This window comes from Streptosporangium nondiastaticum, assembly GCF_003011965.1.
In the GTDB taxonomy this organism is placed as follows: Bacteria; Actinomycetota; Actinomycetes; order Streptomycetales; family Streptomycetaceae; genus Streptomyces; species Streptomyces nondiastaticus.
In genome coordinates, this window is record NZ_PXWG01000037.1 from 32,452 (window position 1) to 54,721 (window position 22,270).

21 protein-coding genes and 1 other RNA gene are annotated in these 22,270 nt (G+C 73.9%); 10 read left to right on the plus strand and 12 right to left on the minus strand.

Annotated features, from left to right (window positions below; all coding sequences use genetic code 11):
* Positions 1-13: 13 nt before the first annotated feature.
* Genes efeO through efeU form a run of 3 tightly spaced genes read left to right on the plus strand, consistent with a single transcriptional unit; the run spans position 14 to position 3,477 of the window.
* A complete protein-coding gene (gene efeO, locus B7P34_RS16260; RefSeq protein ID WP_106677153.1) occupies positions 14-1,147 on the plus strand; it encodes an iron uptake system protein EfeO in 1,134 nt (377 codons plus the stop codon).
* Between the two features lie 13 nt (positions 1,148-1,160).
* Complete coding sequence (gene efeB, locus B7P34_RS16265; protein ID WP_106677155.1) at positions 1,161-2,477, plus strand: iron uptake transporter deferrochelatase/peroxidase subunit; 1,317 nt, start codon at positions 1,161-1,163, stop codon at positions 2,475-2,477.
* 31 nt (positions 2,478-2,508) lie between these two features.
* On the plus strand, positions 2,509-3,477 hold the full coding sequence (gene efeU, locus B7P34_RS16270; RefSeq protein ID WP_106677156.1) for an iron uptake transporter permease EfeU: 969 nt from the start codon (positions 2,509-2,511) through the stop codon (positions 3,475-3,477).
* Positions 3,478-4,433: 956 nt separating this feature from the next.
* On the opposite strand, the gene B7P34_RS16280 is transcribed toward efeU, so the two are convergent.
* Positions 4,434-5,156 carry a bifunctional DNA primase/polymerase gene (locus B7P34_RS16280; protein ID WP_106677158.1) on the minus strand — a complete coding sequence of 241 codons (723 nt, stop codon included), beginning with the start codon at positions 5,154-5,156 and terminating at the stop codon, positions 4,434-4,436.
* 173 nt (positions 5,157-5,329) lie between these two features.
* Entirely contained in the window at positions 5,330-5,947 is a 618-nt protein-coding gene (locus tag B7P34_RS16285; protein WP_106677160.1) for a TetR/AcrR family transcriptional regulator, read from the minus strand.
* Positions 5,948-6,063: 116 nt separating this feature from the next.
* Here B7P34_RS16285 and B7P34_RS16290 point away from each other — a divergent pair, with 116 nt between their 5' ends.
* Together B7P34_RS16290 and ddaH are read left to right on the plus strand one after the other, a co-directional pair.
* Positions 6,064-6,246: a DUF6243 family protein gene (locus B7P34_RS16290; protein WP_106677162.1), complete on the plus strand. Its 183-nt coding sequence runs from the start codon at positions 6,064-6,066 to the stop codon at positions 6,244-6,246.
* Positions 6,247-6,361: 115 nt separating this feature from the next.
* Positions 6,362-7,192, plus strand: coding sequence for a dimethylargininase (ddaH, locus tag B7P34_RS16295; RefSeq protein ID WP_353620248.1), 831 nt, complete (start codon positions 6,362-6,364; stop codon positions 7,190-7,192).
* Between the two features lie 194 nt (positions 7,193-7,386).
* Here ddaH and B7P34_RS16300 read toward each other — a convergent pair whose 3' ends face one another.
* The 5 genes from B7P34_RS16300 to yaaA all read right to left on the minus strand — a co-directional run bounded on the left by B7P34_RS16300 (position 7,387) and on the right by yaaA (position 13,289).
* Positions 7,387-8,418, minus strand: a complete 1,032-nt coding sequence (locus tag B7P34_RS16300) for a small ribosomal subunit Rsm22 family protein (protein WP_106677166.1) — start codon at positions 8,416-8,418, stop codon at positions 7,387-7,389.
* A gap of 339 nt (positions 8,419-8,757) precedes the next feature.
* Positions 8,758-10,038 (minus strand): multidrug effflux MFS transporter, encoded by a 1,281-nt coding sequence (locus B7P34_RS16305; RefSeq protein WP_106677168.1) that lies wholly within the window; start codon positions 10,036-10,038, stop codon positions 8,758-8,760.
* Between the two features lie 151 nt (positions 10,039-10,189).
* Positions 10,190-11,668 (minus strand): alkaline phosphatase D family protein, encoded by a 1,479-nt coding sequence (locus B7P34_RS16310; protein ID WP_106677170.1) that lies wholly within the window; start codon positions 11,666-11,668, stop codon positions 10,190-10,192.
* An 85-nt stretch (positions 11,669-11,753) separates the two neighbouring features.
* A complete protein-coding gene (eda, locus tag B7P34_RS16315) occupies positions 11,754-12,395 on the minus strand; it encodes a bifunctional 4-hydroxy-2-oxoglutarate aldolase/2-dehydro-3-deoxy-phosphogluconate aldolase (RefSeq protein ID WP_106677172.1) in 642 nt (213 codons plus the stop codon).
* 72 nt (positions 12,396-12,467) lie between these two features.
* Positions 12,468-13,289, minus strand: coding sequence for a peroxide stress protein YaaA (yaaA, locus tag B7P34_RS16320; protein WP_435693964.1), 822 nt, complete (start codon positions 13,287-13,289; stop codon positions 12,468-12,470).
* Positions 13,290-13,417: 128 nt separating this feature from the next.
* On the opposite strand from yaaA, the gene B7P34_RS16325 reads away from it, so the two are divergent.
* Complete coding sequence (locus B7P34_RS16325; RefSeq protein ID WP_106677174.1) at positions 13,418-14,881, plus strand: RNB domain-containing ribonuclease; 1,464 nt, start codon at positions 13,418-13,420, stop codon at positions 14,879-14,881.
* A gap of 22 nt (positions 14,882-14,903) precedes the next feature.
* Here B7P34_RS16325 and B7P34_RS16330 read toward each other — a convergent pair whose 3' ends face one another.
* Complete coding sequence (locus B7P34_RS16330) at positions 14,904-15,497, minus strand: hypothetical protein (RefSeq protein WP_146166833.1); 594 nt, start codon at positions 15,495-15,497, stop codon at positions 14,904-14,906.
* Between the two features lie 154 nt (positions 15,498-15,651).
* Between B7P34_RS16330 and rnpB the strand changes: the two genes are divergently transcribed.
* An RNA gene (gene rnpB / locus B7P34_RS16335) (RNase P RNA component class A) lies at positions 15,652-16,054 on the plus strand.
* 70 nt (positions 16,055-16,124) lie between these two features.
* Here the strand turns inward: rnpB and B7P34_RS16340 are convergent.
* Both B7P34_RS16340 and B7P34_RS16345 read right to left on the minus strand, forming a co-directional pair.
* Positions 16,125-16,730: a response regulator transcription factor gene (locus B7P34_RS16340; RefSeq protein ID WP_030364513.1), complete on the minus strand. Its 606-nt coding sequence runs from the start codon at positions 16,728-16,730 to the stop codon at positions 16,125-16,127.
* Positions 16,727-17,914 (minus strand): sensor histidine kinase, encoded by a 1,188-nt coding sequence (locus B7P34_RS16345; RefSeq protein WP_106677178.1) that lies wholly within the window; start codon positions 17,912-17,914, stop codon positions 16,727-16,729. Before B7P34_RS16345 ends, B7P34_RS16340 begins: the two co-directional genes overlap by 4 nt.
* A 134-nt stretch (positions 17,915-18,048) precedes the next feature.
* On the opposite strand from B7P34_RS16345, the gene B7P34_RS16350 reads away from it, so the two are divergent.
* The 3 genes from B7P34_RS16350 to B7P34_RS16360 all read left to right on the plus strand — a co-directional run bounded on the left by B7P34_RS16350 (position 18,049) and on the right by B7P34_RS16360 (position 21,157).
* Positions 18,049-18,921: a MaoC/PaaZ C-terminal domain-containing protein gene (locus tag B7P34_RS16350; RefSeq protein WP_106677180.1), complete on the plus strand. Its 873-nt coding sequence runs from the start codon at positions 18,049-18,051 to the stop codon at positions 18,919-18,921.
* Between the two features lie 162 nt (positions 18,922-19,083).
* On the plus strand, positions 19,084-20,202 hold the full coding sequence (locus B7P34_RS16355) for a zinc-binding dehydrogenase (RefSeq protein ID WP_106677182.1): 1,119 nt from the start codon (positions 19,084-19,086) through the stop codon (positions 20,200-20,202).
* A gap of 13 nt (positions 20,203-20,215) precedes the next feature.
* Positions 20,216-21,157 carry a 3-oxoacyl-ACP reductase gene (locus B7P34_RS16360; protein WP_106677202.1) on the plus strand — a complete coding sequence of 314 codons (942 nt, stop codon included), beginning with the start codon at positions 20,216-20,218 and terminating at the stop codon, positions 21,155-21,157.
* Between the two features lie 117 nt (positions 21,158-21,274).
* On the opposite strand, the gene B7P34_RS37505 is transcribed toward B7P34_RS16360, so the two are convergent.
* Entirely contained in the window at positions 21,275-21,433 is a 159-nt protein-coding gene (locus B7P34_RS37505) for a hypothetical protein (RefSeq protein ID WP_189382826.1), read from the minus strand.
* A gap of 252 nt (positions 21,434-21,685) precedes the next feature.
* Positions 21,686-22,048, minus strand: coding sequence for a hypothetical protein (locus B7P34_RS16365; RefSeq protein WP_106677185.1), 363 nt, complete (start codon positions 22,046-22,048; stop codon positions 21,686-21,688).
* Positions 22,049-22,270 lie beyond the last annotated feature (222 nt).

Here is a 22,270-nt window from a genome sequence, read left to right on the forward strand (position 1 = left end):
GCCTGGAGCCCCTATGCGCGCCTTCCGCTCCTCCGCCATAGCCGCCGTCGCCGCGGCCGCGGCCCTGACCGCCGTGGCCGGCTGCGCCGAGAAGTCGGACAGCAAGGACTCGGACGCGATCAAGGTCACCGCCTCCGACGACAAGTGCGAGGTCTCGAAGACCTCGTTCCCCGCCGGGCATGTAAAGATCAACATCGAGAACGCGGGCTCGAAGGTCACCGAGGTCTACGTGTACGCCGCGGGCGACCGGATCGTGACGGAGCGGGAGAACATAGGCCCGAAGACCAAGGCCGAGATCACCGCGACGATCAAGAAGTCGGGCGACTACGAAATCGCCTGCAAGCCCGGCATGAAGGGCGACGGCATCCGCCAGAAGATCACGGTGACCGGCAGCGACAAGGCGGAGAAGGCGAACCCGGAGCTGGACAAGGCGGTCGCCGAGTACCGCAAGTACGTGCAGCAGCAGGCCGACGAGACGATCCCCGTGGCGCAGAAGTTCGCGGACGCGGTCAAGGCCGGCGACCTCGACGAGGCGAAGAAGCAGTACGCACTCTCCCGCACCGGCTGGGAGCGCACCGAGCCCGTCGCGGAGTCCTTCGGTGACATCGACCCGAAGGTCGACGTCCGCGAGGACGGCCTGGAGAAGGACCAGAAGTGGACCGGCTGGCACAAGCTGGAGAAGTCGCTCTGGGACGAGAAGAAGATCGACGAGGACGACAAGAAGCTGGCCGACCAGCTGATGACGGACCTCAAGGACTGGCAGAAGCGCGTCGGCACCGCCGAGATCACCCCGACCAGCATGGCCAACGGCGCCAAGGAGCTGCTCGACGAGGTGTACCGGAACAAGATCACCGGTGAGGAGGAGCGCTACAGCCACACCGACCTCGTCGACTTCGAGGCCAACGTCGAGGGCGCCGAGAAGGCGTACGGGCTGTTGAAGCCGGTCGCCTCGAAGAACGACGCGGCGCTGGTCAGCGAGCTGGACAAGCAGTTCGCCGCGGTGAAGAAGGCGCTGGACGACTACCGCGAGGGCGACGGCTTCAAGTCGTACGACGGCGTGGGCAAGGACGACCGCAAGAAGCTCTCCGACGTCGTCAACGCCCTCTCCGAGCCGCTGTCCAAGCTCGCCGCCGCCGTCGCGAAGTAACGGGGAACCTCCGATGACTGACAAGACCGACGAGACCGGCAGCAACACCGCCACCGCCGGCACCACGGACTCCCCCGCGACCGCGACCGCGCCCGCCAAGCCCTCCCGCCGTTCCGTCCTCGGCTGGGGCGGCGCCGGCCTCGCGCTCGGCGCCGCCGTCGCGGGCGGCACCGCCACCGCGCTGCGCCTCGGCGAGGACGCCGCCCCGGCCGCCTCGGCCGGCGACGCGGTGCCCTTCCTCGGCGAGCACCAGGCCGGCATCGCCACCCCGGTCCAGGACCGGCTGCACTTCGCCGCCTTCGACGTGACGACGACCGACCGCGCCGCCCTGGTGAAGATGCTCCAGGAGTGGACGGCCGCCGCCGCGCGGATGACCGCGGGCCACGAGGTCGGCGAGGGCGCCGTCCAGGACAACGACGAGCTGCCGCCGGACGACACCGGCGAGGCCCTCGGCCTCAAGCCGTCCCGGCTGACCCTCACCTTCGGCGTCGGCCCGGGCCTGTTCGAGAAGGACGGCAAGGACCGCTTCGGCATCAAGGACCGCCGTCCCAAGGCCCTGATCGACCTGCCGGCGTTCCCCGGCGACAACCTCGACGCGGCCCGCAGCGGCGGCGACCTGTGCGTCCAGGCCTGCGCCGACGACCCGCAGGTCGCGGTGCACGCGATCCGCAACCTGGCCCGCATCGGCATGGGCAAGGTCGCGATCCGCTGGTCGCAGCTCGGCTTCGGCAAGACGTCCTCGACGACGCCGGACGCCCAGACGCCGCGCAACATGATGGGCTTCAAGGACGGCACCCGGAACATCGCGGGCACCGACACCGAGCGCCTCGGCAAGCACGTGTGGGTCGGCGAGAAGGAGGGCCCGGACTGGATGGTCGGCGGCTCGTACCTGGTCGCGCGCCGCATCCGGATGCACATCGAGACCTGGGACCGCACCTCGCTCGCCGAGCAGGAGGACGTCTTCGGCCGCGACAAGTCCGAGGGCGCTCCCGTCGGCAAGCAGCGCGAGCACGACGAGCCGCTGCTGAAGGCCATGAAGCCCGACGCGCACGTGCGCCTCGCCCACCCCGACAGCAACAACGGGGTGACGATCCTGCGCCGCGGCTACTCCTTCACGGACGGCACCGACGGGCTGGGCCGGCTGGACGCCGGGCTGTTCTTCATCGCCTACCAGAAGGACGTCCGCGACGGCTTCGTGCCGCTGCAGACGAACCTGGCGCGCAACGACGCCCTCAACGAGTACATCCAGCACGTGGGTTCGGCGATCTTCGCCGTGCCGCCGGGCGTCCGCGACAAGGGCGACTGGTGGGGCAAGGCCCTGTTCGCGTGACCCGACTGTCCTTCCCGAACGGAGGTGCCGCATGTTCGGCAACTACCTGATCGGCCTGCGCGAGGGCCTGGAGGCCAGCCTGGTCGTGTGCATCCTCGTCGCCTACCTGGTCAAGACCAAGCGCCGGGACGCCCTGCGCCCGGTGTGGGCCGGCATCGCCGCGGCCGTGCTGCTGAGCATGGGCTTCGGCGCGCTGCTCCAGTACGGCTCGCAGACCATGACCTTCGAGGCCCAGGAGATGCTCGGCGGCTCGCTGTCGATCATCGCCGTCGGGCTCGTGACGTGGATGGTCTTCTGGATGCGGCGCACCGCGCGGCACCTGAAGAAGGAACTGCACGGCAAGCTGGACGCCGCGCTGGCGATGGGCACGACCGCGCTCGTCGTCACCGCCTTCCTGGCCGTGGGCCGCGAGGGCCTGGAGACCGCGCTGTTCATCTGGACGGCCGTGCAGGCCACCGACGACGGCGTCCGGCCGCTGGTCGGCGCGCTGCTCGGGCTGCTGACCGCCGTGGTGCTGGGCTGGCTGTTCTACCGCGGCGCGCTGAAGATCAACCTGGCGAAGTTCTTCACGTGGACCGGCGCCATGCTGATCGTGGTCGCGGCGGGCGTGCTCGCCTACGGCTTCCACGACCTGCAGGAGGCCGGCGTCCTGCCGGGCCTGGGCGACAAGGCCTTCGACATCAGCGAGCAGATCCCGGTCGACAGCTGGTACGGCACCCTGCTCAAGGGCGTCTTCAACTTCCAGCCGGACCCGACCTGGCTGCAGGTGGCGGTGTGGGCGCTGTATCTGGTCCCCACCCTCCTGGTGTTCTTCGCCCCCGGTAGGGTGGCGCCGAACCGAGCAGCCACCAAGGAGTCGAAGCCCGATGAGACGACGGCGGGCGGGCAGACCGCGCACGACGCGGACGGCAGTGACGGCGGCGGCGCTGCTGCTGACGGCGACCGGGTGCATGACGGTGCACGGCGAACGGGAGATCGTCCCGTCGGTGGGCAAGGCTGAGGCCGCCAAGGTCCTCAAAGCCTTCACCGACGGCTACAACGAGGGCTACCGCAAGCTCGACCCGGGCGTCATCGCCCGGGTCGAGACCGGTGCCCTGGCCGAGATAGGCAAGTCCGACCTGGCGGCGCAGAGCGCGCAGACGCCCGGCGGCAACCCGGACTACCCCTCCCTGGTCCTGGACGACGCCCGGTTCACCGTCCCGAAGCAGGCCGGCTGGCCGAAGTTCTTCCTCGCCGACACACGCAGCAACCGCGACGGCAACCGCTGGCTCGTGGTCTTCACGCGGTACGGGGTGAAGGAGCCGTGGAAGGCCGCCTACCTGTCGATCGTGAACCCGGGCAGGGTCCCGGAGTTCGTGACGGACAAGGACGGTCTCGCGGAGGCCGTCCCCGCGGCCAAGGGCAAGGACCACGGCCTGATGGCCGACCCCGGCAAGGTGAGCGCCGCCTACACCGACTTCCTGCGCACCGGCGAGGGCAGGTCCTTCGCGCCCGGGCCGCGCACGACAGGGCTGCGGGAAGAGCGCGACAAGGTGCGCCGCACGACCACGTTCTGGACGGAGTTCATCGACACCCCCGAGCAGGCGCCCGCCTTCCCCGCCCCGGCCCTGCGGATCAAGGGGGGCGGCGCGCTGGTGTTCTTCACCGCGCACCACCGGGAGAAGCGGACCATGGCCGAGGGACTGCGGCCCGCGGTCACCGACCCGCGGACGAAGGCGCTGCTGAAGGGCGACCTCAAGCGCTCGGTGACCTACACGCGCGTCTCGGAGGCGGCGGTCGAGGTGCCTGCGCGCGACGCGGACGGCGGGCGGATCGACTTCCTCAACCGGATCGACACGATGACGGCGGCGCAGGGCGAGTAGCCTCGCGGCCGGCGCACCGAGGCGGAAGCGGTCGTTTCGAGGCGGAAGCGGTCGTGCGCGGCGCCGGGCGGGCGGCGCCGGCGGCTCAGGCGGCTCAGCGGCCGATGGGCCAGGCCGCCTCGTGGTCGGGACGGTCCCCCGCGTACTGGGCGCAGGCGTCCGTGAGGGTCTCCAGGAGCGTCAGCGGATCCGGCAGGGGCCGCTCGGGGCCCTGCAGCCAGGCGACACCGGCGTCCTCCGGCAGGCGCGAGGGGGGCAGCAGCACATAGCTCCCGCGGCAGTGCCAGCGCAGGCCCGGATGCTCGTCCATCGTCTCGGGATGGCAGTCGAGCTCGCAGGGCCACCACTCGTCCTCGTCGTCCGGCGTGCCGCGGGTGGCGGTGAAGAAGAGCATGCGGTCGGGGGCGACGGTGGCCACGGGGCCCGTCTCGACGCCGGCCTTCTGCAGCCGCTCCAGGGCCTGCCGGCCGGCCTCCACGGGCACGTCGAGGACGTCGTGGGCGATGCCGGTGGCGGTGACGAAGTTGGCCTCGGGCTGGCCGCGCAGCCATGCCGTGACCTTCTCGGCGTCGGTGGTGGCGAGGGTCTGCCAGGCGAAGGAGACGGGGTGGCGGCCCGGGGTGGGACAGCCGATGCGCTCGCAGGAACAGCCGTACCCGGACGGGTGGGCGGCCGGGGCCAGCGGGAAGCCTGCGGCCGCCGCGGCCAGGAGCAGTTCCTCGCGGGCGGCGCCGTCCGCCGCACCCGTGCCCGTACCGCCACCCGCTCCGCTCCTGGGGCGGCGCAGCCACTGGGAGAACCTGCTCTTGCGTTCCATCTATCCCCTCACTTCGACCGCGGTCTCCGGTCAATGCTGCCACCATCCTGCGCCTGGTGTGACCGTCGGACGTATCCAGGGGGTGTGAGACCGGCCGCTCGCGCGGGCGGGGCCGCCCGTCTCCCCGCCGCCGCGGGCGGCTCCCCCGGACGAGTGACGGGCCGGGGCGCGGGCTAGGACGGCCGCGGGGTCATGCCGCGCAGGGCCAGGTCGACGACGGTGTCGGCATAGGCGTGGGTGAGCGGCAGGGTGCGGGTCTGCCAGCGGTGGAAGAGCGGGCCGACCAGCAGTTCGAGGGCGATGCGGAGGTCGATGTCCGGGTCGACCTGACCCGCTTCCTGGGCGGCGCGCAGCCGCCGGACGTACGCCTGGAGCTGGGGTTCGAGGACCTTCTCGGTGAGGGCGCGGCCGAGCTCGGGGTCGTTGGCGGTCTCGGCGGTCAGGGCGCGGGTGGGGGCGTCGAGGCGCGCGTCGTTGAGGTCGTCGACGGTGGCGCGCAGCACGGTCTTCAGGTCGGCCACGATGTCGCCGGTGTCGGGGAGCTCGATGGACGCGGGGTCGATGCCCTCGGGGACGCAGGCCTCGAAGAGGACCGCGGCCTTGGAGGGCCACCAGCGGTAGATGGTCTGCTTGCCGACGCCGGCGCGGGCGGCGATGGCCTCGATGGTGAGCTTCGCGAAGCCGGACTCGCCGACGAGCTCCAGGGCGGCGTCGAGGATCGCGCGGCGGGACCGCTCGCTGCGGCGGGAGGCGTCGGGGACCTTGGGCGGCGGGGTGGAGGGGTCGGTCATGGCGGCATCCTAGCGACGCATGAAGCGAGACGTATCGTCTTGACAAGACGCTGCGTCTCGCCGAACATTGAGGTCATTGCGAGACGGACCGTCTCGCCAAGTGAAGGGAGAACCCCATGAGCCGAAGCGGTGCGGGCAGCATGCTCGGAGTCGGCGGCACCCGCAGCAACCTCTCCCGCAGCGCCCTGCGCGGCGGCGGCCGGGGCGGGCGCGCGGGCGGCGGCGCCGACGCGGCCGCCCAGAAGCGGGAACTGCTGCGGAAGTTGCGGGAAGGGCGAAGCGGAACCACCGGCGCGTGAGTGAGCCAGCGGTAAACCACCCTTACGGTTCATGCGCCAAAGCCCTTGCAGCGTGGACGATTTGGGCACGCACGACGATCCCGTGCGTGCCCAACACCACCGTGAGGAGCACTCCTTGCGTAGTACAGCTCCACGCGCAGCCACTCCGCGGCGCTATCTGATGTGCCCCCCGGCCCACTTCAGGGTCACCTACTCCATCAACCCCTGGATGGATCCGGGCAAGCCGGTCGACCTCCCCCTCGCCCTCGCGCAGTGGGAGGACCTCAGGGACCGCTACCTGGCCCTCGGGCACACCGTCGAGGAACTCGAACCCCGGCGCGAGCTGCCCGACATGGTCTTCGCCGCCAACGGCGCGACCGTCGTCGACGGCCGGGTGCTCGGCGCGCGCTTCGCCCACCCCGAGCGGGCCGAGGAAGCCGCGGTCCACGCGGCCTGGTTCCGCGCGCAGGGCTACACCGACGTGCTCGAACCCGAGCACATCAACGAGGGCGAGGGCGACTTCGCCGTCACCGCCTCCTGGCTGCTCGCCGGACGCGGCTTCCGCAGCAGCCCCCTCTCCCACCCCGAAGCCCAGGAGTTCTTCGGCCGCCCCGTCATCGGCCTCGACCTCGTCGACCCCCGCTACTACCACCTCGACACCGCGCTGTGCGTCCTCGACGACACCACCGACGGCGAGATCATGTACTACCCCGGCGCGTTCTCGGCGGGCAGCCGGGAAGTGCTGAGACGGCTCTTCCCCGACGCCCTCGTCGCGACCGAGGAGGACGCGGCGGCACTGGGCCTCAACGCCGTCTCCGACGGCCGGCACGTGCTGCTGCCGCAGGCCGCGGTCGGCCTCTTCGAACCCCTGCGGGCCCGCGGCTACGAACCGATCGGCATGGACCTCGGCGAACTCCTCAAGGGCGGCGGCAGCGTGAAGTGCTGCACGCAGGAGCTACGCGGCTAGCGCCGTAGCTCCCGCGTCGCGGTTCCGCGCCCCGAAAGGGGCGCGGGGCGGTGTCGATCTGCGGCTCCGCCGCGTGGGCGCGATCAGCCACGTACGGCCCGCGGCCGAACGACCGCGTCGCGGTTCCGCGCCCCGAAAGGGGCGCGGGGAACTGCGCGATCAGCCACATACGGCCCGCGGCCGGCGCAAGACCGTCACACCCCGGCCGGAGGCCACTCGTCGCCCCAGTCCGCGTCCCGCGCCACCTTGTACGCGTCGCCATGCCGCTTCGTCACCGTCTCACGGGTCAGGCCGTCCTCGGCCGTGCACAGTTCGAGGAGGACCTGGCCCTTACGGAGCTGCGGCTTGCGGACGATGCGCGCGGGCACAGGCGCGGGCACGGCCCCGGAAGCCTCCGGCAGGGAACCCCGCACGGCGGCCACGTACGCGAACTTCTCGTCCTCGTACGCCAGCGACCCGCCCTTGACCTGCCGGTGCAGCGACGAGCGGCTCACCCGGGCCGAGAAGTGACACCAGTCCTTGCCCGGCTCTATGGGGCACGCCCCGCTGTGCGGGCAGGGCGCGACGACGCGGAAGCCGGCGGCGATCAGCCGGTCGCGCGCCTCGATGATCCGCAGGTAGCCGTCCGGCGTGCCCGGCTCGACGATCACGACCGCCTGCGCGGCGCGGGCGGCCTCGGCCACGACCGCGGCCCGGCCGGCGTCGGTCAGCTCCTTCAGGACGTACGAGACGGTGACGAGGTCCGTGCCGTCCGGCACCCGCAGGCCGTCGCCGATGATCCCCCGCTCCCAGCGGGCCGCGCGCAGGGCCGGGTCGGAGGCCGTCCGGGCGAGCTCGGCGCCGAGGGCGAGGGCGGGGGCGGCCCAGTCCAGGACGGTCGTCTCCCGCTGCTCGCCCTCCCAGGCGGACGCCACGGCCCACGTCGCCGCGCCCGTGCCGCCGCCCACGTCGACGTGCGAGGCGGGGACGAAGGCGGGCAGCCGGTCGCGGAACGCCTCCAGCGCGGAGCGGACGGCCTCGTACGTCGCCGGCATGCGGTAGGCGGCGTACGCGGCCACGTCGGAGCGGTCGCGGAGCACGGGGGCGTCGGTGGGGGTCCGCCCCCGGTAGCTGGCGATCAGCCGGTCGACGGCCTGCGCGGCCTGGCGGGGCGGCAGACCGTCGAGGAGCCCGGCGAGCGCGGAGCGCAGTTCCTCGCCGGACCGGGGGAAATGGGGGGCGTGCATTTGATGGAGTCTATGCGGGCGCGGGGTCGCCTCCGGCGCGGCCACGACGAACGGCGGATCAGGCACCGCCCGGCCGCGCCGTGGTGGCGGCTCGCCATCGCGGCGGATGTGGTCGAGGCCGGGGCGGAAGCCCCGGCAGACCGGCCGCACGGTGAGGACCGGGCTCGCCCGCGCCGCGGCTGCGTCGAGGGCAACGGCTCGGAAGATTCCTCCGCCGCGACGGCGAAAGACCACCACGTACGTGACCGGCGGTGCCGCACCGGGCGGCGGTGAGGCCGGTGCGGCCACGGCGGCAGTCGGAGCGCGGACCGCGCACCGTCCCCCGCCCCCGCCGGGAGGCTACCGTCGTTGCCAGGGCCGGCACAGGCCCAGGAAGCACGCCGCCGAGGCGACCGCGCACACCAGCTGGACCGTCGCCATCGGCACCGCCGTGCCCTCCCCCGCGATGCCCACGAGCGGGGAGACCAGCGCGCCCAGCAGGAACGTGGACGTGCCGAGCAGGGCGGACGCGGAGCCCGCGGCGTCGCGGGAGCGCATCAGGGCCTGGGCGTTGGTGTTGGGCATGGCGAGGCCCATCGCCGACATCAGGACGAACAGGCCGGCCGCGACCGGGGCGAGGCCCGCCTTGCCGAAGACGCCGGAGGCCATCAGCAGCAGGGCCGCGGCGGCCAGGGCGATCACCGCGAGGCCCACGGCGAGGGCCTTGTCGAGGCTCACCCGGCCGACGAGCAGCTTGCCGTTGATCTGGCCGACGAGCACGAGGCCGATGGAGTTGAGGCCGAAGAGGAGGCTGAAGGTCTGCGGGGAGGCCCCGTAGATGTCCTGGACGACGAACGGCGACGCCGAGATGTAGGCGAAGAGCGCGGCGAAGGCGAAGCCGCCCGCGAGCATGTAGCCGGTGAAGACCCGGTCCCCGAGGAGGGCGCCCATGGCGCGCAGGGCGGCGCCGAGGCCGCCGGCCTGGCGCTTCTCCGGCGAGAGGGTCTCGTGGAGGAAGCGCCAGACGGCGAGGGTGAGCAGCACGCCGACGGCGGTGAGGACGACGAAGACGCCGCGCCAGTCGGTCAGGCGCAGGATCTGGCCGCCGATGAGGGGTGCGACGACGGGGGCCACGCCGGAGATCAGCATGAGGGTGGAGAAGAAGCGGGCCATGGCCACGCCGTCGTAGAGGTCGCGCACGACGGCCCGGGCGATGACGATGCCGGCGGCGCCGGCGAGGCCCTGGACGAGGCGGCAGCCGATGAGCAGCCCGGCGGTGGGGGCGAGGGCGCAGGCGGCGGTGGCGAGGATGTAGACGACCATGCCGGCGAGGAGGGGGCGGCGGCGCCCCCACTTGTCGCTCATGGGGCCGACGACGAGCTGGCCGAGCGCCATGCCCATGAGGCAGGCGGTGAGGGTGAGCTGGACGGTGGCGGCGGGGCTGTGGAGCGCGCCGGTGACCTCCGGGAGGGCCGGGAGGTACATGTCCATGGAGAGCGGTGGCAGCGCGGTCAGGCCGCCGAGGACGAGGGTGACGATCAGGCCCGTGGCGCGGGCCCCGGATATGCCGGGGCCCGCGGGGTCCCGTTCGGCGGGCCGGGCGTGCTGCTGCTCGGCCGTGTCCTGGCCGGGATCCGTCATGCGTGGCGCTCCATGGTTGTCGTCCGTTCAACCATGGTGTCATGATCGCGGCCAATACTTGGGGCTTACATGTTATTCAGGGGGCCGGTGTGACGGGATGCACTGGCTACGGGATGCGCCGGCCACGGAATGACCTTGCCTCCGGGGCCCGTCACGCCCCTTGGAGCCCCGGAGCGCCCGCCTCCGAGGCGAACGACGCGGCGGTCGTGATGGGCGCGCCCGGCGTCGTGACCTTGGCGATCGTGCGGAAGTCGCCCCGCACCCGCTGCGGGTCGAGCGTCACCACCACGTAGCCGCGCCGCCCGTCGTAGTACTTCAGGTGCGGGTTGGCGGCGAGCGTCGTCTCCCAGTCCGGGAGCCGCTCGTCGCCGTCGAAGCCGCTGGAGACGGAGGTGCCGAGGAGCTCCACGCCGAGCGTGGCCGAATCCGGGTCGTCGAAGTCCTTCTTCACGTCGTACGCGAAGTGGACGTGGTCGTCGCCGGTGAGGATCACCAGGTTCTGCACGCCGGCCCGCTCGACGCCCGCCAGGACGCGGTCGCGGGAGGCGGAGTAGCCGTCCCAGGTGTCCATGCTGACCCGGGCGTCGTCGTCCGGCGTCTCCTTGTGCTGAGAGAAGGCCACCTGCTGGGCGACGACGTTCCAGGTGGCGGTGGAGGCGCGGAAACCGTCGAGGAGCCAGCGCTCCTGGGCGTCGCCGGTGATCGTGCGGGCCGGGTCCCGCGTCTCGGGCCCGGGAGTGTGCCAGCCGTCCCCGTAGGCCTGGTCGGAGCGGTACTGGCGGGTGTCGAGGATGTCGAACTGGGCGAGCCGCCCGTAGGAGAAGCGGCGGTACAGGTTCAGGTCCGGTCCGGAGGGCCGCTGCGGTCTTCGCAGCGGCATGTTCTCCCAGTAGGCGCGGTAGGCGGCGGCGCGGCGGGCGCGGAACTGGTCGACGGGGTCGTTGTCCTGGGAGATGTCGCCCGCGTAGTTGTTCGCGACCTCGTGGTCGTCCCAGGTGACGTACCAGGGGTGGGCGGCGTGCGCGGCCTGGAGCTCGGGGTCGGACTTGTAGAGGGCGTAGCGCTGCCGGTAGTCCTCCAGGGTGAGCGTCCAGTGGTCGTAGAAGGACGGGAGCGGGTCCGCCAGCCTGCGGGCGCCGCCCTGGGCGTTGATCGCGTTCTCGTAGATGTAGTCGCCGACGAAGAACACCGCGTCGAGGTCCTCGCGGGCGAGGTGGCCGAGGGCCGTGTAGTAGCCCTCGTCGAACTGCTGGCAGGAGAGCAGGCCGAAGCGGGCGGTGGCGACGGCCGCGTCGGGCCGGGGCGCGGTGCGGGTGCGGCCCACGGGGCTGATCCAGCGGTCGGCGCGGAAGCGGTACCAGTACACGCGGTCGGGTTCGAGGCCGCGCAGGTCCAGGTGGACGGTGTGGCTGTCGGCGGCGGGTGCGTCCGCGGTGCCGCTCTGCACGACGCGGCGGAAGGTGTCGTCCTCGGAGAGCTCCCACTGGACGGCGATGCTTCCGTCGGCGGGCAGCCCGTTGCCCGGCTCGTGGGGCGCGGGGGCGAGCCGGGTCCACAGCACCACGGAGTCCGGCAGGGGGTCGCCGGAGGCCACTCCGAGGGTGAACGGGTTTTCGGAGAGGGGGGTCATGTGTTCAGACTGCGCGCGGGTGGGGCGGCTGTGAAGGGGTGCGGCGCGGGCGGGAGTCGGCGAGCGTGCCCGGAACTGAGCCCCGTCAGGATCGCCGCAACCCCGCGGCCTCCCGCGCCAGTTCGGTCACCCGCCCCCAGTCGCGGCGCGCGAGGACGTCCCCCGGGAGCATCCACGAGCCGCCCACGCAGCCGACGTTCGGCAGGGCGAGGTACGCGGGGGCCGTGGCCGGGCCGATGCCGCCCGTGGGGCAGAAGCGGGCCTCGGGCAGCGGCGCGGCCAGGGAAGCGAGGTACGGGGCGCCGCCCGCCGCCTGCGCGGGGAAGAACTTCATCTCGCGCACCCCGCGCTCCAGCAGGGCCATGACCTCCGACACCGTCGAGACCCCGGGCAGGAACGGCACCCCCGCCCCCCGCAGCGCCGCGAGCAGCGGGTCCGTCCAGCCGGGGCTCACCAGGAAGCGGGCGCCCGCGCGGACGGCCGCGGCGGCCCGGGCCGGGGAGAGGACCGTGCCCGCGCCCACGGCGGCCTCCGGCACCTCCGCGGCGACGGCCCGGATCGCGTCCAGGGCCACGTCCGTCCGCAGCGTCACCTCGATCGCCGGAAGCCCGCCCGCGACGAGCGCGCGGGCGAGGGGCACGGCGTCGGCCGCGTCGGAGAGGACGGCGACGGGGAGGACGGGGGCGAGGCCGAGGACGGAGGGGAAGCCGAGGACGGAGGCGGTCACGGCGCCATCCTGTTCCCCCGCCACGGCTAACGCAACGGGCGTTGCGTCATGCGCAACGGGATGTGACAGCCCCTACAGCTCCGTCACGATCACATCCAGCGCCCAGGGCTTCCCGCCCTTCGCCGGAGCGCTCCCCTCCACGGCGTACCCGAGGTCGCCCAGCGCCTCCGCGAGCTCCGCTGGCCCGCCGGGCTCCGCGCCCGCCGTCAGCAGGTCCCGGACCAGACGCCCCTTCGTGGCCTTGTTGAAGTGGCTGACGACGGACCGCTTCTCCACGCCGTCCACGACCTTCGACTGCAGCACCCGGACCGTCGCCGTCCGCTCCGCGAGCGCGCCCTTCGGCTTCCACGCGGCCGCGTACGCCGCCGACCTGAGGTCGAGGACCATCCCGTCGCCCGCCTCCTGCGGCAGGTGGTCGTCCATGATCCCGCGCCAGTACGCGCCCAGCGCGCCCAGGCCCGGCAGCTTCACGCCCATCGAGCAGCGGTACGAGGGGATCGCGTCGCCGACGCGGACCGCGCCCCACAGCCCGGAGAAGACCAGCAGGGACCGCTCGGCCCGCTCCCGCGCCGCGGCGTCCAGCGAGGCCAGGCCCAGCGCGTCGTACAGCACGCCCGTGTAGACCTCGCCCGCCGGGCGGGTGCCCGCGGTCCGCAGCGCCGCGTTCTTGGCGATCTCGCCCCGCAGCCCCGGGGTCAGGCCGAGCACCTCCGCCGCCTTGTCCTCGTCGCCCGCGCACAGCTCCACGAGCTCCGTCAGCACGGCCTCCCGCGCCCCGGTCAGCCCCGGCAGCGACAGCGCACCGACCTCCAGTGCGGCCCCGGCGCCGGTTCCGACGGCGGCGGCCTTCCCCTCGGACGGCGGCAACAGCACGAGCACGGTGTCTTCTCCCATCGGTACGGACCCCGACGAGCCTAATTCCTCCCGTTCCCCGCGCCGCACCCGTCACCCTCCCCTCACCCGCCCGGCGCCGCCGCGCCGCTCGCCGTGCCCCGCGCCCGCGCCGGAAATACGCTCGTCCCATGCCCCGCCGCAAGATGCGCGTGACCGACGCGGACGACAGCCCCCTGCGGGCCGCACTGCGCAGGCTGCGCGAGGTCACCGGCGTCACCGAGGACTTCCCGGCGGCCGCCCTCGCGGAGGCCCGGGAGGCCGCACGGCAGCCCCGCCTCCCGGCGCACGACGCCACGGACCTGCCGCTCTTCACCATCGACCCGCCGGGCGCGAAGGACCTCGACCAGGCCATGTACCTGGAGCGGCGCGCGGGCGGCGGCTACCGCGTCCACTACGCGATCGCCGACGTCGCCGCGTTCGTCCGCCCCGGGCAGGCCCTCGACGCCGAGACGCACCGCCGCGTCATGACCCTCTACTACCCCGACGGGCGCGTCCCCCTGCACCCCGACGTCCTCGGCGAGGGCGCCGCCAGCCTCCTCCCCGACCACGACCGGCCCTCCCTGCTGTGGCGCTTCGACCTCGACGCGGACGGCCGGGTGACGGACACGGACGTACGGCGCGCCCTCGTCCGCAGCCGGGCCCGGCTCGACTACGCGGGCGTCCAGCACGCGATCGACACCCGCATCGCCGAGGAACCGCTGGCCCTGCTGCGCGAGATCGGGCCGCTCCGGGAGGAACTGGAGCGCGCCCGGGGCGGGATCTCCCTCAACGTGCCCGAGCAGGAGATCGTGCGCCGCGACGGCCACTACGCGCTCGCCTACCGCACTCCCCTGCCCGTGGAAGGCTGGAACGCCCAGGTGTCCCTGATGACCGGCATGGCCGCGGCCGGCCTCATGCTGCGCTCGGGCACCGGCGTCCTGCGCACGCTGCCCGCCGCGTCCGGGCACGCGGTCGACCGGCTGCGGCGCGTGGCCGGCGCCCTCGGCGTCGCCTGGCCGGAAGGCACGCCGTACGGGGCGGTGATCCGCGCGCTCGACCCGTCCCGCCCCCGGCACGCGGCCTTCCTGCAGGAGTGCACGGCGCTGCTGCGGGGCGCCGGCTACACCGTCTTCGACCGCGAACGCCCGGCGGAGCGCCCGCTGCCGGCCGACCCGGGCCACGCCGCCCTCGCCGCCCCGTACACGCACTGCACGGCTCCCCTGCGCCGCCTCGTCGACCGCTACGCCGGCGAGCTGTGCCTCGCCGCCGCCCGCGGCGCCGGACCGCCCGAGTGGGTGCGGGCCGCCCTCGACGCCCTGCCCGGCGAGATGGAGACGGGGGCGCGGCGCGCGGGCCAGGTGGAGCGGGAGTGCGTGGACCTGGTCGAGGCGGCGCTGCTGCGCGACCGGATCGGCCAGGTCTTCGACGCGTACGTGGTGGACGTCCAGGAGGACCGGCCGACCACCGGCACCGTCCACCTCGACGAGCCGGCCGTGATCGGCCGCGTCGAGGCGGGCGGGGACGGGCCGCCGCTGGCGCCGGGGCACCGGATGCGGGTGCGGGTGGCCGAGGCGGAGCCGGGCCGCGACAAGGTGCGGTTCGTGCCGGCCTAGCGGGGCCCGGAGGCCCGGGGACCTAGCGGGCGGGCTCGGCGGCCATGAGCCCCCGTATCGCCTCGACGGCGGCGTGCGCCTCGTCGGCGTGGAAGCGGACCGTACGGACCTCGCGGGGCCGCCGGAAGAGCCGGGTGACGGTGACGGGCCCGGTGAGCTCGACGGTGACGGAGGTCTGGGCGGCGACGGTCACCTCAAGAGTGCCGTCCGGAGTGACGCTCCCGGGAAAGTGCAGGTCACGGCGGACGGCCCCGATGAGCGCCGCCGGGATCCGCAGGTCCAGCGTGGCGCCCTGGCGGATCCGCAGTCCCTCCGGCCCGGCCGTGTGCGGCCGGACGACGCTGCCGGCGTGGAAGCCGAGGACGAGCAGCACCGTGTAGACGTCGAGGGCCAGGACCACCCAGTGGAGGACCGGGTACGCGGCGGTGAAGAACGACATCCCCACCGTCTCCACGACGCACACGAACAGGAAGGCGTACATCGTGGACGCCTGGGCCCGGGCGTACGGCAGGGCCCGGACGCCGTCGCCCACGCCGTCGCGGCGCCGGGCCAGCCACAGCCCGAGCCCGGCCCAGACGCGGGCCTCGTGCACGGCCAACGCTCTCGCGAGCCTCATGCGATCACCATCATGGAACCAGTAGAGACACCGGCTCCGCGGCACGGTCAAGGGCCGGACCGACGGCGGAGACGAAGACCGGGGTTCGAGCGGGGGGCGGAGACGGGCGGCGATCGTGGCAGCCCCCGCCAGGTAGCATGGTCGGCACGGCGGACGAGCCGGCCGGGCGGCCGCGTGGGATCTTCGGATCTCCCGAGGAACGTCCGGGCTCCACACGGCAGGGTGGTGGGTAACGCCCACCCGGGGTGACCCGCGGGACAGTGCCACAGAAAACAGACCGCCGGGGGCCGCAAGGCTTCCGGTAAGGGTGAAACGGTGGTGTAAGAGACCACCAGCGCCTGAGGTGACTCAGGCGGCTAGGTAAACCCCACCCGGAGCAAGGTCAAGAGGGGCCGCTTCACAGCGGCCCTGCGCGGACGATCGAGGGCTGCCCGCCCGAGTCCGCGGGTAGACCGCACGAGCCTGCCGGCAACGGCAGGCCTAGATGGATGGCCGCTACCCCGGGCCCCGCAAGGGACCCGGGTGACAGAACCCGGCGTATATGGCCGACTCGTCCGCCGCCTGTCTTGCACGAGCCCTTCCGGCCCGCCGATGCGCGGGCCTGGAAGGGCTCTCGTGCGTCCCGGGTCAGAGCCAGCCGTTCTGCCGCGCCGCCCGGACCGCCTCCATGCGGTTACGGGTCTGGGTCTTGCCGATGGCCGCGGAGAGGTAGTTGCGGACCGTCGCCGGGGACAGGTGGACCTTGGCCGCGATGTCGGCGACCGTCGCGCCGTCGACCGCCGCCGCCAGGACGTCGCGTTCGCGCTGGGTCAGGGGGTTGGGGCCGGCGCTCAGGGCGGCGGCCGCGAGGGCCGGGTCGATGACGCGCTCGCCGGCGAGGACGCGGCGGATCGCGGCGGCCAGGTCCTCGACCGGGCCGTCCTTGACGAGGAAGCCGGCCGCGCCGGCCTCCATCGCGCGGCGCAGGTAGCCGGGGCGGCCGAAGGTGGTGAGTATGAGGACCTGGCAGCCGGGCATGCGGGCGCGCAGGTCCGCGGCGGCGTCGAGGCCGCTGCGGCCGGGCAGTTCGATGTCGAGAAGCGCGACGTCCGGCTGCGTCTCCAGGGCCTTGGGGACGATCTCGTCGCCGTCGCCGACCTGGGCGACGATCTCGATGTCCTCCTCCAGCCCGAGCAGCAGCGCGAGCGCGCCGCGCATCATTCCCTGGTCCTCGGCGAGGAGCAGCTTGATCATGAGCGGTGGTCCTCCTCGGACTCCGAGTCCACGGGCAGTTCGGCCACGAGCCGGAAGCCCTTGCGCCCGTCCGGGCCGGCGGTCAGGTGGCCGCCCGCGGCGGCCAGCCGCTCGGTCAGGCCCTTGAGGCCGTTCCCCGGCGAGCCGGCGGTTGCCGTGTCCGAGCCTACGCCGCTGCCGTTGTCGGTGATCTCCAGGCGTACCTGGTCGGTCTCGCCGCGCACCTCGACCGTGCAGCGGCCGGCGCCGCTGTGCCGGACGACGTTCGTGACGCCCTCCCGTACGACCCAGCCCAGCAGGGCCGCGCTCTGCGGCGGCAGCGGGGGCCCGGACTGGCGGATGTCCGCGGTGATCCCGGAGGCTTCCAGGAGGGAGCGGGCGCGGTCGAGTTCGGTGTTGAGGGTGGACTCGCGGTAGCCGGTGACGGCCTCGCGGATCTCGGTGAGGGCCTGCCGGCCCACGGCCTCGATGTCGGCCGCCTGCCCTATCGCGGCGTCCAGGTCGCGCGGGGCGAGCCGGCGCACCGCCTCCGCCTTGACGACGATGACGGACATGGTGTGGCCGAGCAGGTCGTGCAGGTCGCGCGAGAACCGCAGCCGTTCGCGTTCCACGGCGCTGCGGGCCAGTTCCTCGCGGGTGGCGCGCAGTTGGGTCACGGCCTCGAAGAGGCTGAGGATCGCGGCGGTGACGAAGCCGGAGAGCAGGGTGCCGTAGGCGACGGTCAGGGTCTCCGAAGGGCCGCCCCGTATGCCGGCGATCCACCCGGCCGAGCCGGCGAAGGTGACGACGACGACGGCCAGCCGGCGCCCGCTCTCGGTCAGTCCGCGCCGCAGCACGACTCCGGCGGCCAGCGACAGGAGCGGGAAGCACAGCAGCCAGTCGCCGCCGTAGCCGAGGGTCAGCGCGTACGTGACGACGGCCAGTCCGGCGAGCGCGACGTACGGGACGCGGGTCGCCCGCTGCCGCTTGTCCAGGCCGGTGAACACCGCGAGGGCGTACAGGCCGGCGAAGACCACCACGCCCGCCCCGCCGAGCCAGGGCAGCGGCAGCTCGCCCTTGATGAGGTCCTGGACGTCCCCGGTGAGCATGAACAACCAGGGCAGGAAGGCGAACTTCCCCGGCGGTTTGTGCCGCTCGGCCCTGTCCCTGCGGCCGGCCTTGCGCTCGGTCTTGCTGTCGGTCATGGCTCAGACTCTACGAAGTACCCCGCTGACCTGGGCAGATGCAAGTGTGGGCGGCCACCCGTGACATTTGTCCCGGGCCCGGCTATACATGGGGTCCATCGGATCGGCTAGAACGCGTTCTAGGAAGGTTCCCGATGCCCATCGACGCACGCCAGGCCGTCGCCGCCGCGCCCCGCCGCACCTCGCTGACCTGGGATCACAAGGACGTCCTGCTCTACCACCTCGGCATCGGCGCCGGCACCCCGGCCACCGACCCGGACGAGCTCCGCTACACCCTCGAAAGCCGCCTGCACGTCCTGCCGAGCTTCGTCACCGTCGCCGGCGGCGGCATGGCCCAGGCCGGCGGCCTCGCCTCGCCCGGCATCGACATCGACCTCGCCGCCGTGCTCCACGGCGGGCAGTCCGTCGAGCTCCACCGGCCCCTCCCCGCCACCGGCTCCGTCTCCCACACCTCCCGCGTCACCGCCGTCCACGACAAGGGCAAGGCCGCCGTCATCGTGCTGCGCGCGGAAGCGGCCGACGCCGAAGGGCCGCTGTGGACGAGCGAGAGCGAGATCTTCGTCAAGGGCGAGGGCGGCTTCGGCGGCGAACGCGGCAGCTCCACCCGCCTGGAACCGCCCGCCCGCACCCCCGACCACACCGTGGAGCGCCCCGTCCGCGAGGACCAGGCCCTCCTCTACCGCCTCAACGGCGACTGGAACCCCCTGCACGCCGACCCCGAGTTCGCCGAGCGCGCGGGCTTCGACCGGCCCATCCTGCACGGCCTCTGCTCGTACGGCATCGCCCTCAAGGCCGTCGTCGACACCGCGCTCGCCGGGGACGTCACCCGCGTCCGCGCCTACCGCACCCGCTTCGCCGGCGTCGCCTACCCCGGCGAGACGCTGCGCGTGCGGATGTGGCGCGACACCCCGGCGCCCGGCCGGATCCAGGTGACCGTGACCGCCGTGGAGCGCGACGACGCTCCCGTGCTCGCGGACACCGTCGTCACGGCCGTCACGGACGGGTGACCGACGGGCCCTTCCAGCACGGCCGAGCCCTTCCAGCACGGCCAAGTCCTTCCAGCTCGGCCGAGCCCTTCGCGCACGGCCGAGCCCTTCACGCACCCACGCCCTCACGCCATACGCCTCACCGCCATACGCCCTCACGCCCTCACGCCGGAGGAGTCCGTCATGCGCGCAGCCGTACAGCACGAGACAGGACGGCCCGAACTCGACGTCCGCGACGACGTGGAGGCGGTGGGCTTCGGCCCCGGCAAGGTCCGGCTGCGCATGCGGGCCACCGGGCTCTGCCACTCCGACCTCTCCGCCATGAACGGGGTGCTGCCCCAGCCCGTCCCCTTCGTCCCCGGCCACGAGGGCGCCGGCGACGTCGTGGAGGCCGGGGAAGGCGTCACCGGGCTGCGGGCCGGCGACCGCGTCATGGTCTGCTGGCTGCCGTCCTGCGGCGGCTGTCCCGCCTGCAAGCGCGGCCAGACCCAGCTGTGCCTGGCCGGCTTCATGGCGGCCGGCACACCGAACTTCCGCCTGGGCGGCTCCGGTCCGGGGGCCGGATCAGGCTCCGGATCAGGCTCCGGATCCGACCTCTTCGGCTTCGCCGGCACCGGCACCTTCGCCGAGGAGGCCGTCGTGAGCGCGGGCTGCGCCGTGCCCATCCCGGACGACCTGCCCTACGACATCGCCGCCCTCATCGGCTGCGGCGTCACCACCGGCCTCGGCGCCGCCCTCAACACCGCGGACGTCGCCGCCGGTTCCTCCGTCGCCGTCATCGGCTGCGGCGGCGTCGGGATCTGCGCGGTCCAGGGCGCGCGGGCCGCGGGCGCCGCGCAGATCGTCGCCGTCGACCCGGTCGCCGGCCGGCGCGAGGCCGCGCTGCGCTTCGGCGCCACCGAGGCCGTACCGCCCGAGGCGCTCGCCGACGCCCGCGCCCGCGTCACCGGCGGCGAGGGCTTCGACTACGCCTTCGAGGTCGTCGGCACCTCCGCCACCGCCCGCGCCGCCTACGACGCCACGCGGCGCGGCGGCACGCTCTGCGTCGTCGGGGCGGGCGCCATGGACGACCTCTTCCAGGTCAACATGTTCGAGCTGTTCTTCGACGAGAAGCGGATCCTGCCCTCCCTGTACGGCGGCGGCGACGTCCGGCGCTCCTACGAACGGGCCATCAGCCTGTGGCGGGCCGGCCGCATCGACCTCGCGGGCCTCATCACGCACCGGGTCCCGCTGTCCGGCGTCAACGACGCGCTGGAACAGATGCGGACGGGCGAGGCGCTCCGTACGTGCATAGAGATCTGAGGGGGTGACGGACATGGTGTCCCTGCACGGCAGGACCGCGATCGTCACCGGCGCCGGGCGCGGCCTCGGCCGCGCCGAAGCCCTCGAACTGGCCCGGCTCGGCGCCCACGTCGTCGTCAACGACTACGGGCAGCCCGGCCCGGACGGCTCCGGCGAGGCGTCCGCCGGGCCCGCCGAGGCCGTCGCCGCCGAGATCCGGGCGGCGGGCGGCTCGGCCACCGCCCACGCCGGCGACGTCGCCGACTTCGGGCAGGCCCGCGAGCTCGTGCGGCTCGCCGTCGAGGCCGGCGGCGGCTCGCTCGACATCCTCGTCAACAACGCGGGCATCCTGCGCGACCGGATGCTCTTCTCCATGGCCGAGGACGAGTGGGACGCCGTGATCCGCGTCCACCTCAAGGGCCACTTCAACACCCTGCGCTTCGCCGCCGCGCACTGGCGGGAGCGGGCGAAGACGTCCGGGCGGCCGGTCTACGGACGGGTCGTCAACACGTCCTCCGAGGCGTTCCTCATCGGCTCGCCCGGTCAGCCGAACTACGCGGCGGCCAAGGGCGGCATCGTCGGCCTCACCACGTCGACGGCGGAGGCCCTGCGCAAGTACGGGGTGACGGCGAACGCCATCTGCCCGCGGGCCCGCACCCGGATGACGGAGCAGGTCTTCGCCGGCGTCGGCGCGCCGGAGGCCGGCGGGCCCGACCCGCTGGACCCCGGGCACGTCGCGCCGCTCGTCGGCTACCTCGCCGCACCGTCCGCGGCCGGGGTGACCGGGCAGGTGTTCCTCGTGCACGGCGGGATGGTCGCCGTGATGGAGCGGCCGAAGGTCGCGGCGCGGTTCGGCACGGCGAAGGACGTGTTCACCGCCGAGGAGCTGGACGGCCTCCTCACCCCGCACTTCGCGGGCCGCCCGCCGGGCGAGACGTTCGCCGCGCCGGAGGTGTGGCGGCTGGGGCCCGGCTGACCGGGCACGGGGACCCGGCCCCGTCCACGGCCCCGGAAACGCCTCGGGCGCCGGAGGTCTCCGCTGAGCGGGACCACCCGGCGCCCGGGGGCTGACCGGAGCCGTGGACGGCTGCGGTCAGTGGCCTTCCGGCTTACGGCGGTGCTTGCCGTGGGCGGGTGCGCTGTTGTCGTCGGGGGAAGCGGGACCGCGGTGCCTGCCGGAGCCGGCGGCTGCGGCCTGGGCGGACGCCTCAAGGGGGCGCGCCTCGGTCGTGTCGGTTCGGGCGTCGGGCATGGGGAAAGTCACTCCGTCGGATGGGGATGCGTGCTGTGCGCGTAGGGGGCTGCCACGGCAGTGGCGCACGGTGTCGGTGGACGCCGACACGCCCTCCGCGCAAGGCCGTTCGGCTCACGAAACGGTGTCCGCCCGGTACAGCCACGCAACCCCCGCCCGGATTCTAACGGGACCTTGATCGCCGAGGCCACCCGGCCGGGCGGCGAGTCGGCTCCCCTTCGATGTGCCTTCGGGCGCCTCGCGGCGCGCCGCTCAGGTCCGGGGCTCCCGGCCCAGCGGGGCCTGCTGCAGGGGCACGGGCCTGGACGCGGCCGCCGACCACGCCCCTGGCATGGCCGCTCCGGAGAGGCCGGAGGCGGTGGGGTCCACGGCGGTCCAGACCGAGGCGGGCGACTCGGCACGCGCCGTGTCCCCGGCCGGCGGCATGGACACGGGCCCCTGCGGAGCCGCCTGCGGCACGCCGGGTGACAGCCCCTCATGCGGCCGCTCCAGCAGGGGGACGGCCTCCGGCCGGGGCACCTCGTGCAGGAGCGGTGCCGACTGCGGCGCCGCGTGCTCGTGGTGCGCGGGGCGGCCCACCTGCGACGGCGCATCCATCCGCGGCACGTCACGCATCGACGCAACCTGCGGCTCGGGACACGGCGCGGGAGGCACCGGCCGGGGCACCTCATGCAGGAGCGGTGCCGACTGCGGCGGCAGTGGCGGCGACGCGGGCCGCGGAGCTTCGCGCGGCAACGGCGCGGCGGTGGGCGCCTCGGACCGGGTCAGCAGCGGTGACACCGGCGGCCGGGCCTCGTGCGGCAACGGCGACCGCGGCGGGGCTGCCACGGCCGGCTC

Coding starts and splice junctions, on each gene's coding strand:
- efeO (WP_106677153.1), top strand. CDS start 14: ATGCGCGCCTTCCGCTCCTCCGCCATAGCCGCCGTCGCCGCGGCCGCG.
- efeB (WP_106677155.1), top strand. CDS start 1,161: ATGACTGACAAGACCGACGAGACCGGCAGCAACACCGCCACCGCCGGC.
- efeU (WP_106677156.1), top strand. CDS start 2,509: ATGTTCGGCAACTACCTGATCGGCCTGCGCGAGGGCCTGGAGGCCAGC.
- B7P34_RS16280 (WP_106677158.1), bottom strand. CDS start 5,156: ATGGAACGCAAGAGCAGGTTCTCCCAGTGGCTGCGCCGCCCCAGGAGC.
- B7P34_RS16285 (WP_106677160.1), bottom strand. CDS start 5,947: ATGACCGACCCCTCCACCCCGCCGCCCAAGGTCCCCGACGCCTCCCGC.
- B7P34_RS16290 (WP_106677162.1), top strand. CDS start 6,064: ATGAGCCGAAGCGGTGCGGGCAGCATGCTCGGAGTCGGCGGCACCCGC.
- B7P34_RS16300 (WP_106677166.1), bottom strand. CDS start 8,418: ATGCACGCCCCCCATTTCCCCCGGTCCGGCGAGGAACTGCGCTCCGCG.
- B7P34_RS16305 (WP_106677168.1), bottom strand. CDS start 10,038: ATGACGGATCCCGGCCAGGACACGGCCGAGCAGCAGCACGCCCGGCCC.
- B7P34_RS16310 (WP_106677170.1), bottom strand. CDS start 11,668: ATGACCCCCCTCTCCGAAAACCCGTTCACCCTCGGAGTGGCCTCCGGC.
- yaaA (WP_435693964.1), bottom strand. CDS start 13,289: ATGGGAGAAGACACCGTGCTCGTGCTGTTGCCGCCGTCCGAGGGGAAG.
- B7P34_RS16325 (WP_106677174.1), top strand. CDS start 13,418: ATGCCCCGCCGCAAGATGCGCGTGACCGACGCGGACGACAGCCCCCTG.
- B7P34_RS16330 (WP_146166833.1), bottom strand. CDS start 15,497: ATGAGGCTCGCGAGAGCGTTGGCCGTGCACGAGGCCCGCGTCTGGGCC.
- B7P34_RS16340 (WP_030364513.1), bottom strand. CDS start 16,730: ATGATCAAGCTGCTCCTCGCCGAGGACCAGGGAATGATGCGCGGCGCG.
- B7P34_RS16345 (WP_106677178.1), bottom strand. CDS start 17,914: ATGACCGACAGCAAGACCGAGCGCAAGGCCGGCCGCAGGGACAGGGCC.
- B7P34_RS16350 (WP_106677180.1), top strand. CDS start 18,049: ATGCCCATCGACGCACGCCAGGCCGTCGCCGCCGCGCCCCGCCGCACC.
- B7P34_RS16355 (WP_106677182.1), top strand. CDS start 19,084: ATGCGCGCAGCCGTACAGCACGAGACAGGACGGCCCGAACTCGACGTC.
- B7P34_RS16360 (WP_106677202.1), top strand. CDS start 20,216: ATGGTGTCCCTGCACGGCAGGACCGCGATCGTCACCGGCGCCGGGCGC.
- B7P34_RS37505 (WP_189382826.1), bottom strand. CDS start 21,433: ATGCCCGACGCCCGAACCGACACGACCGAGGCGCGCCCCCTTGAGGCG.
- B7P34_RS16365 (WP_106677185.1), bottom strand. CDS start 22,048: ATGCGTGACGTGCCGCGGATGGATGCGCCGTCGCAGGTGGGCCGCCCC.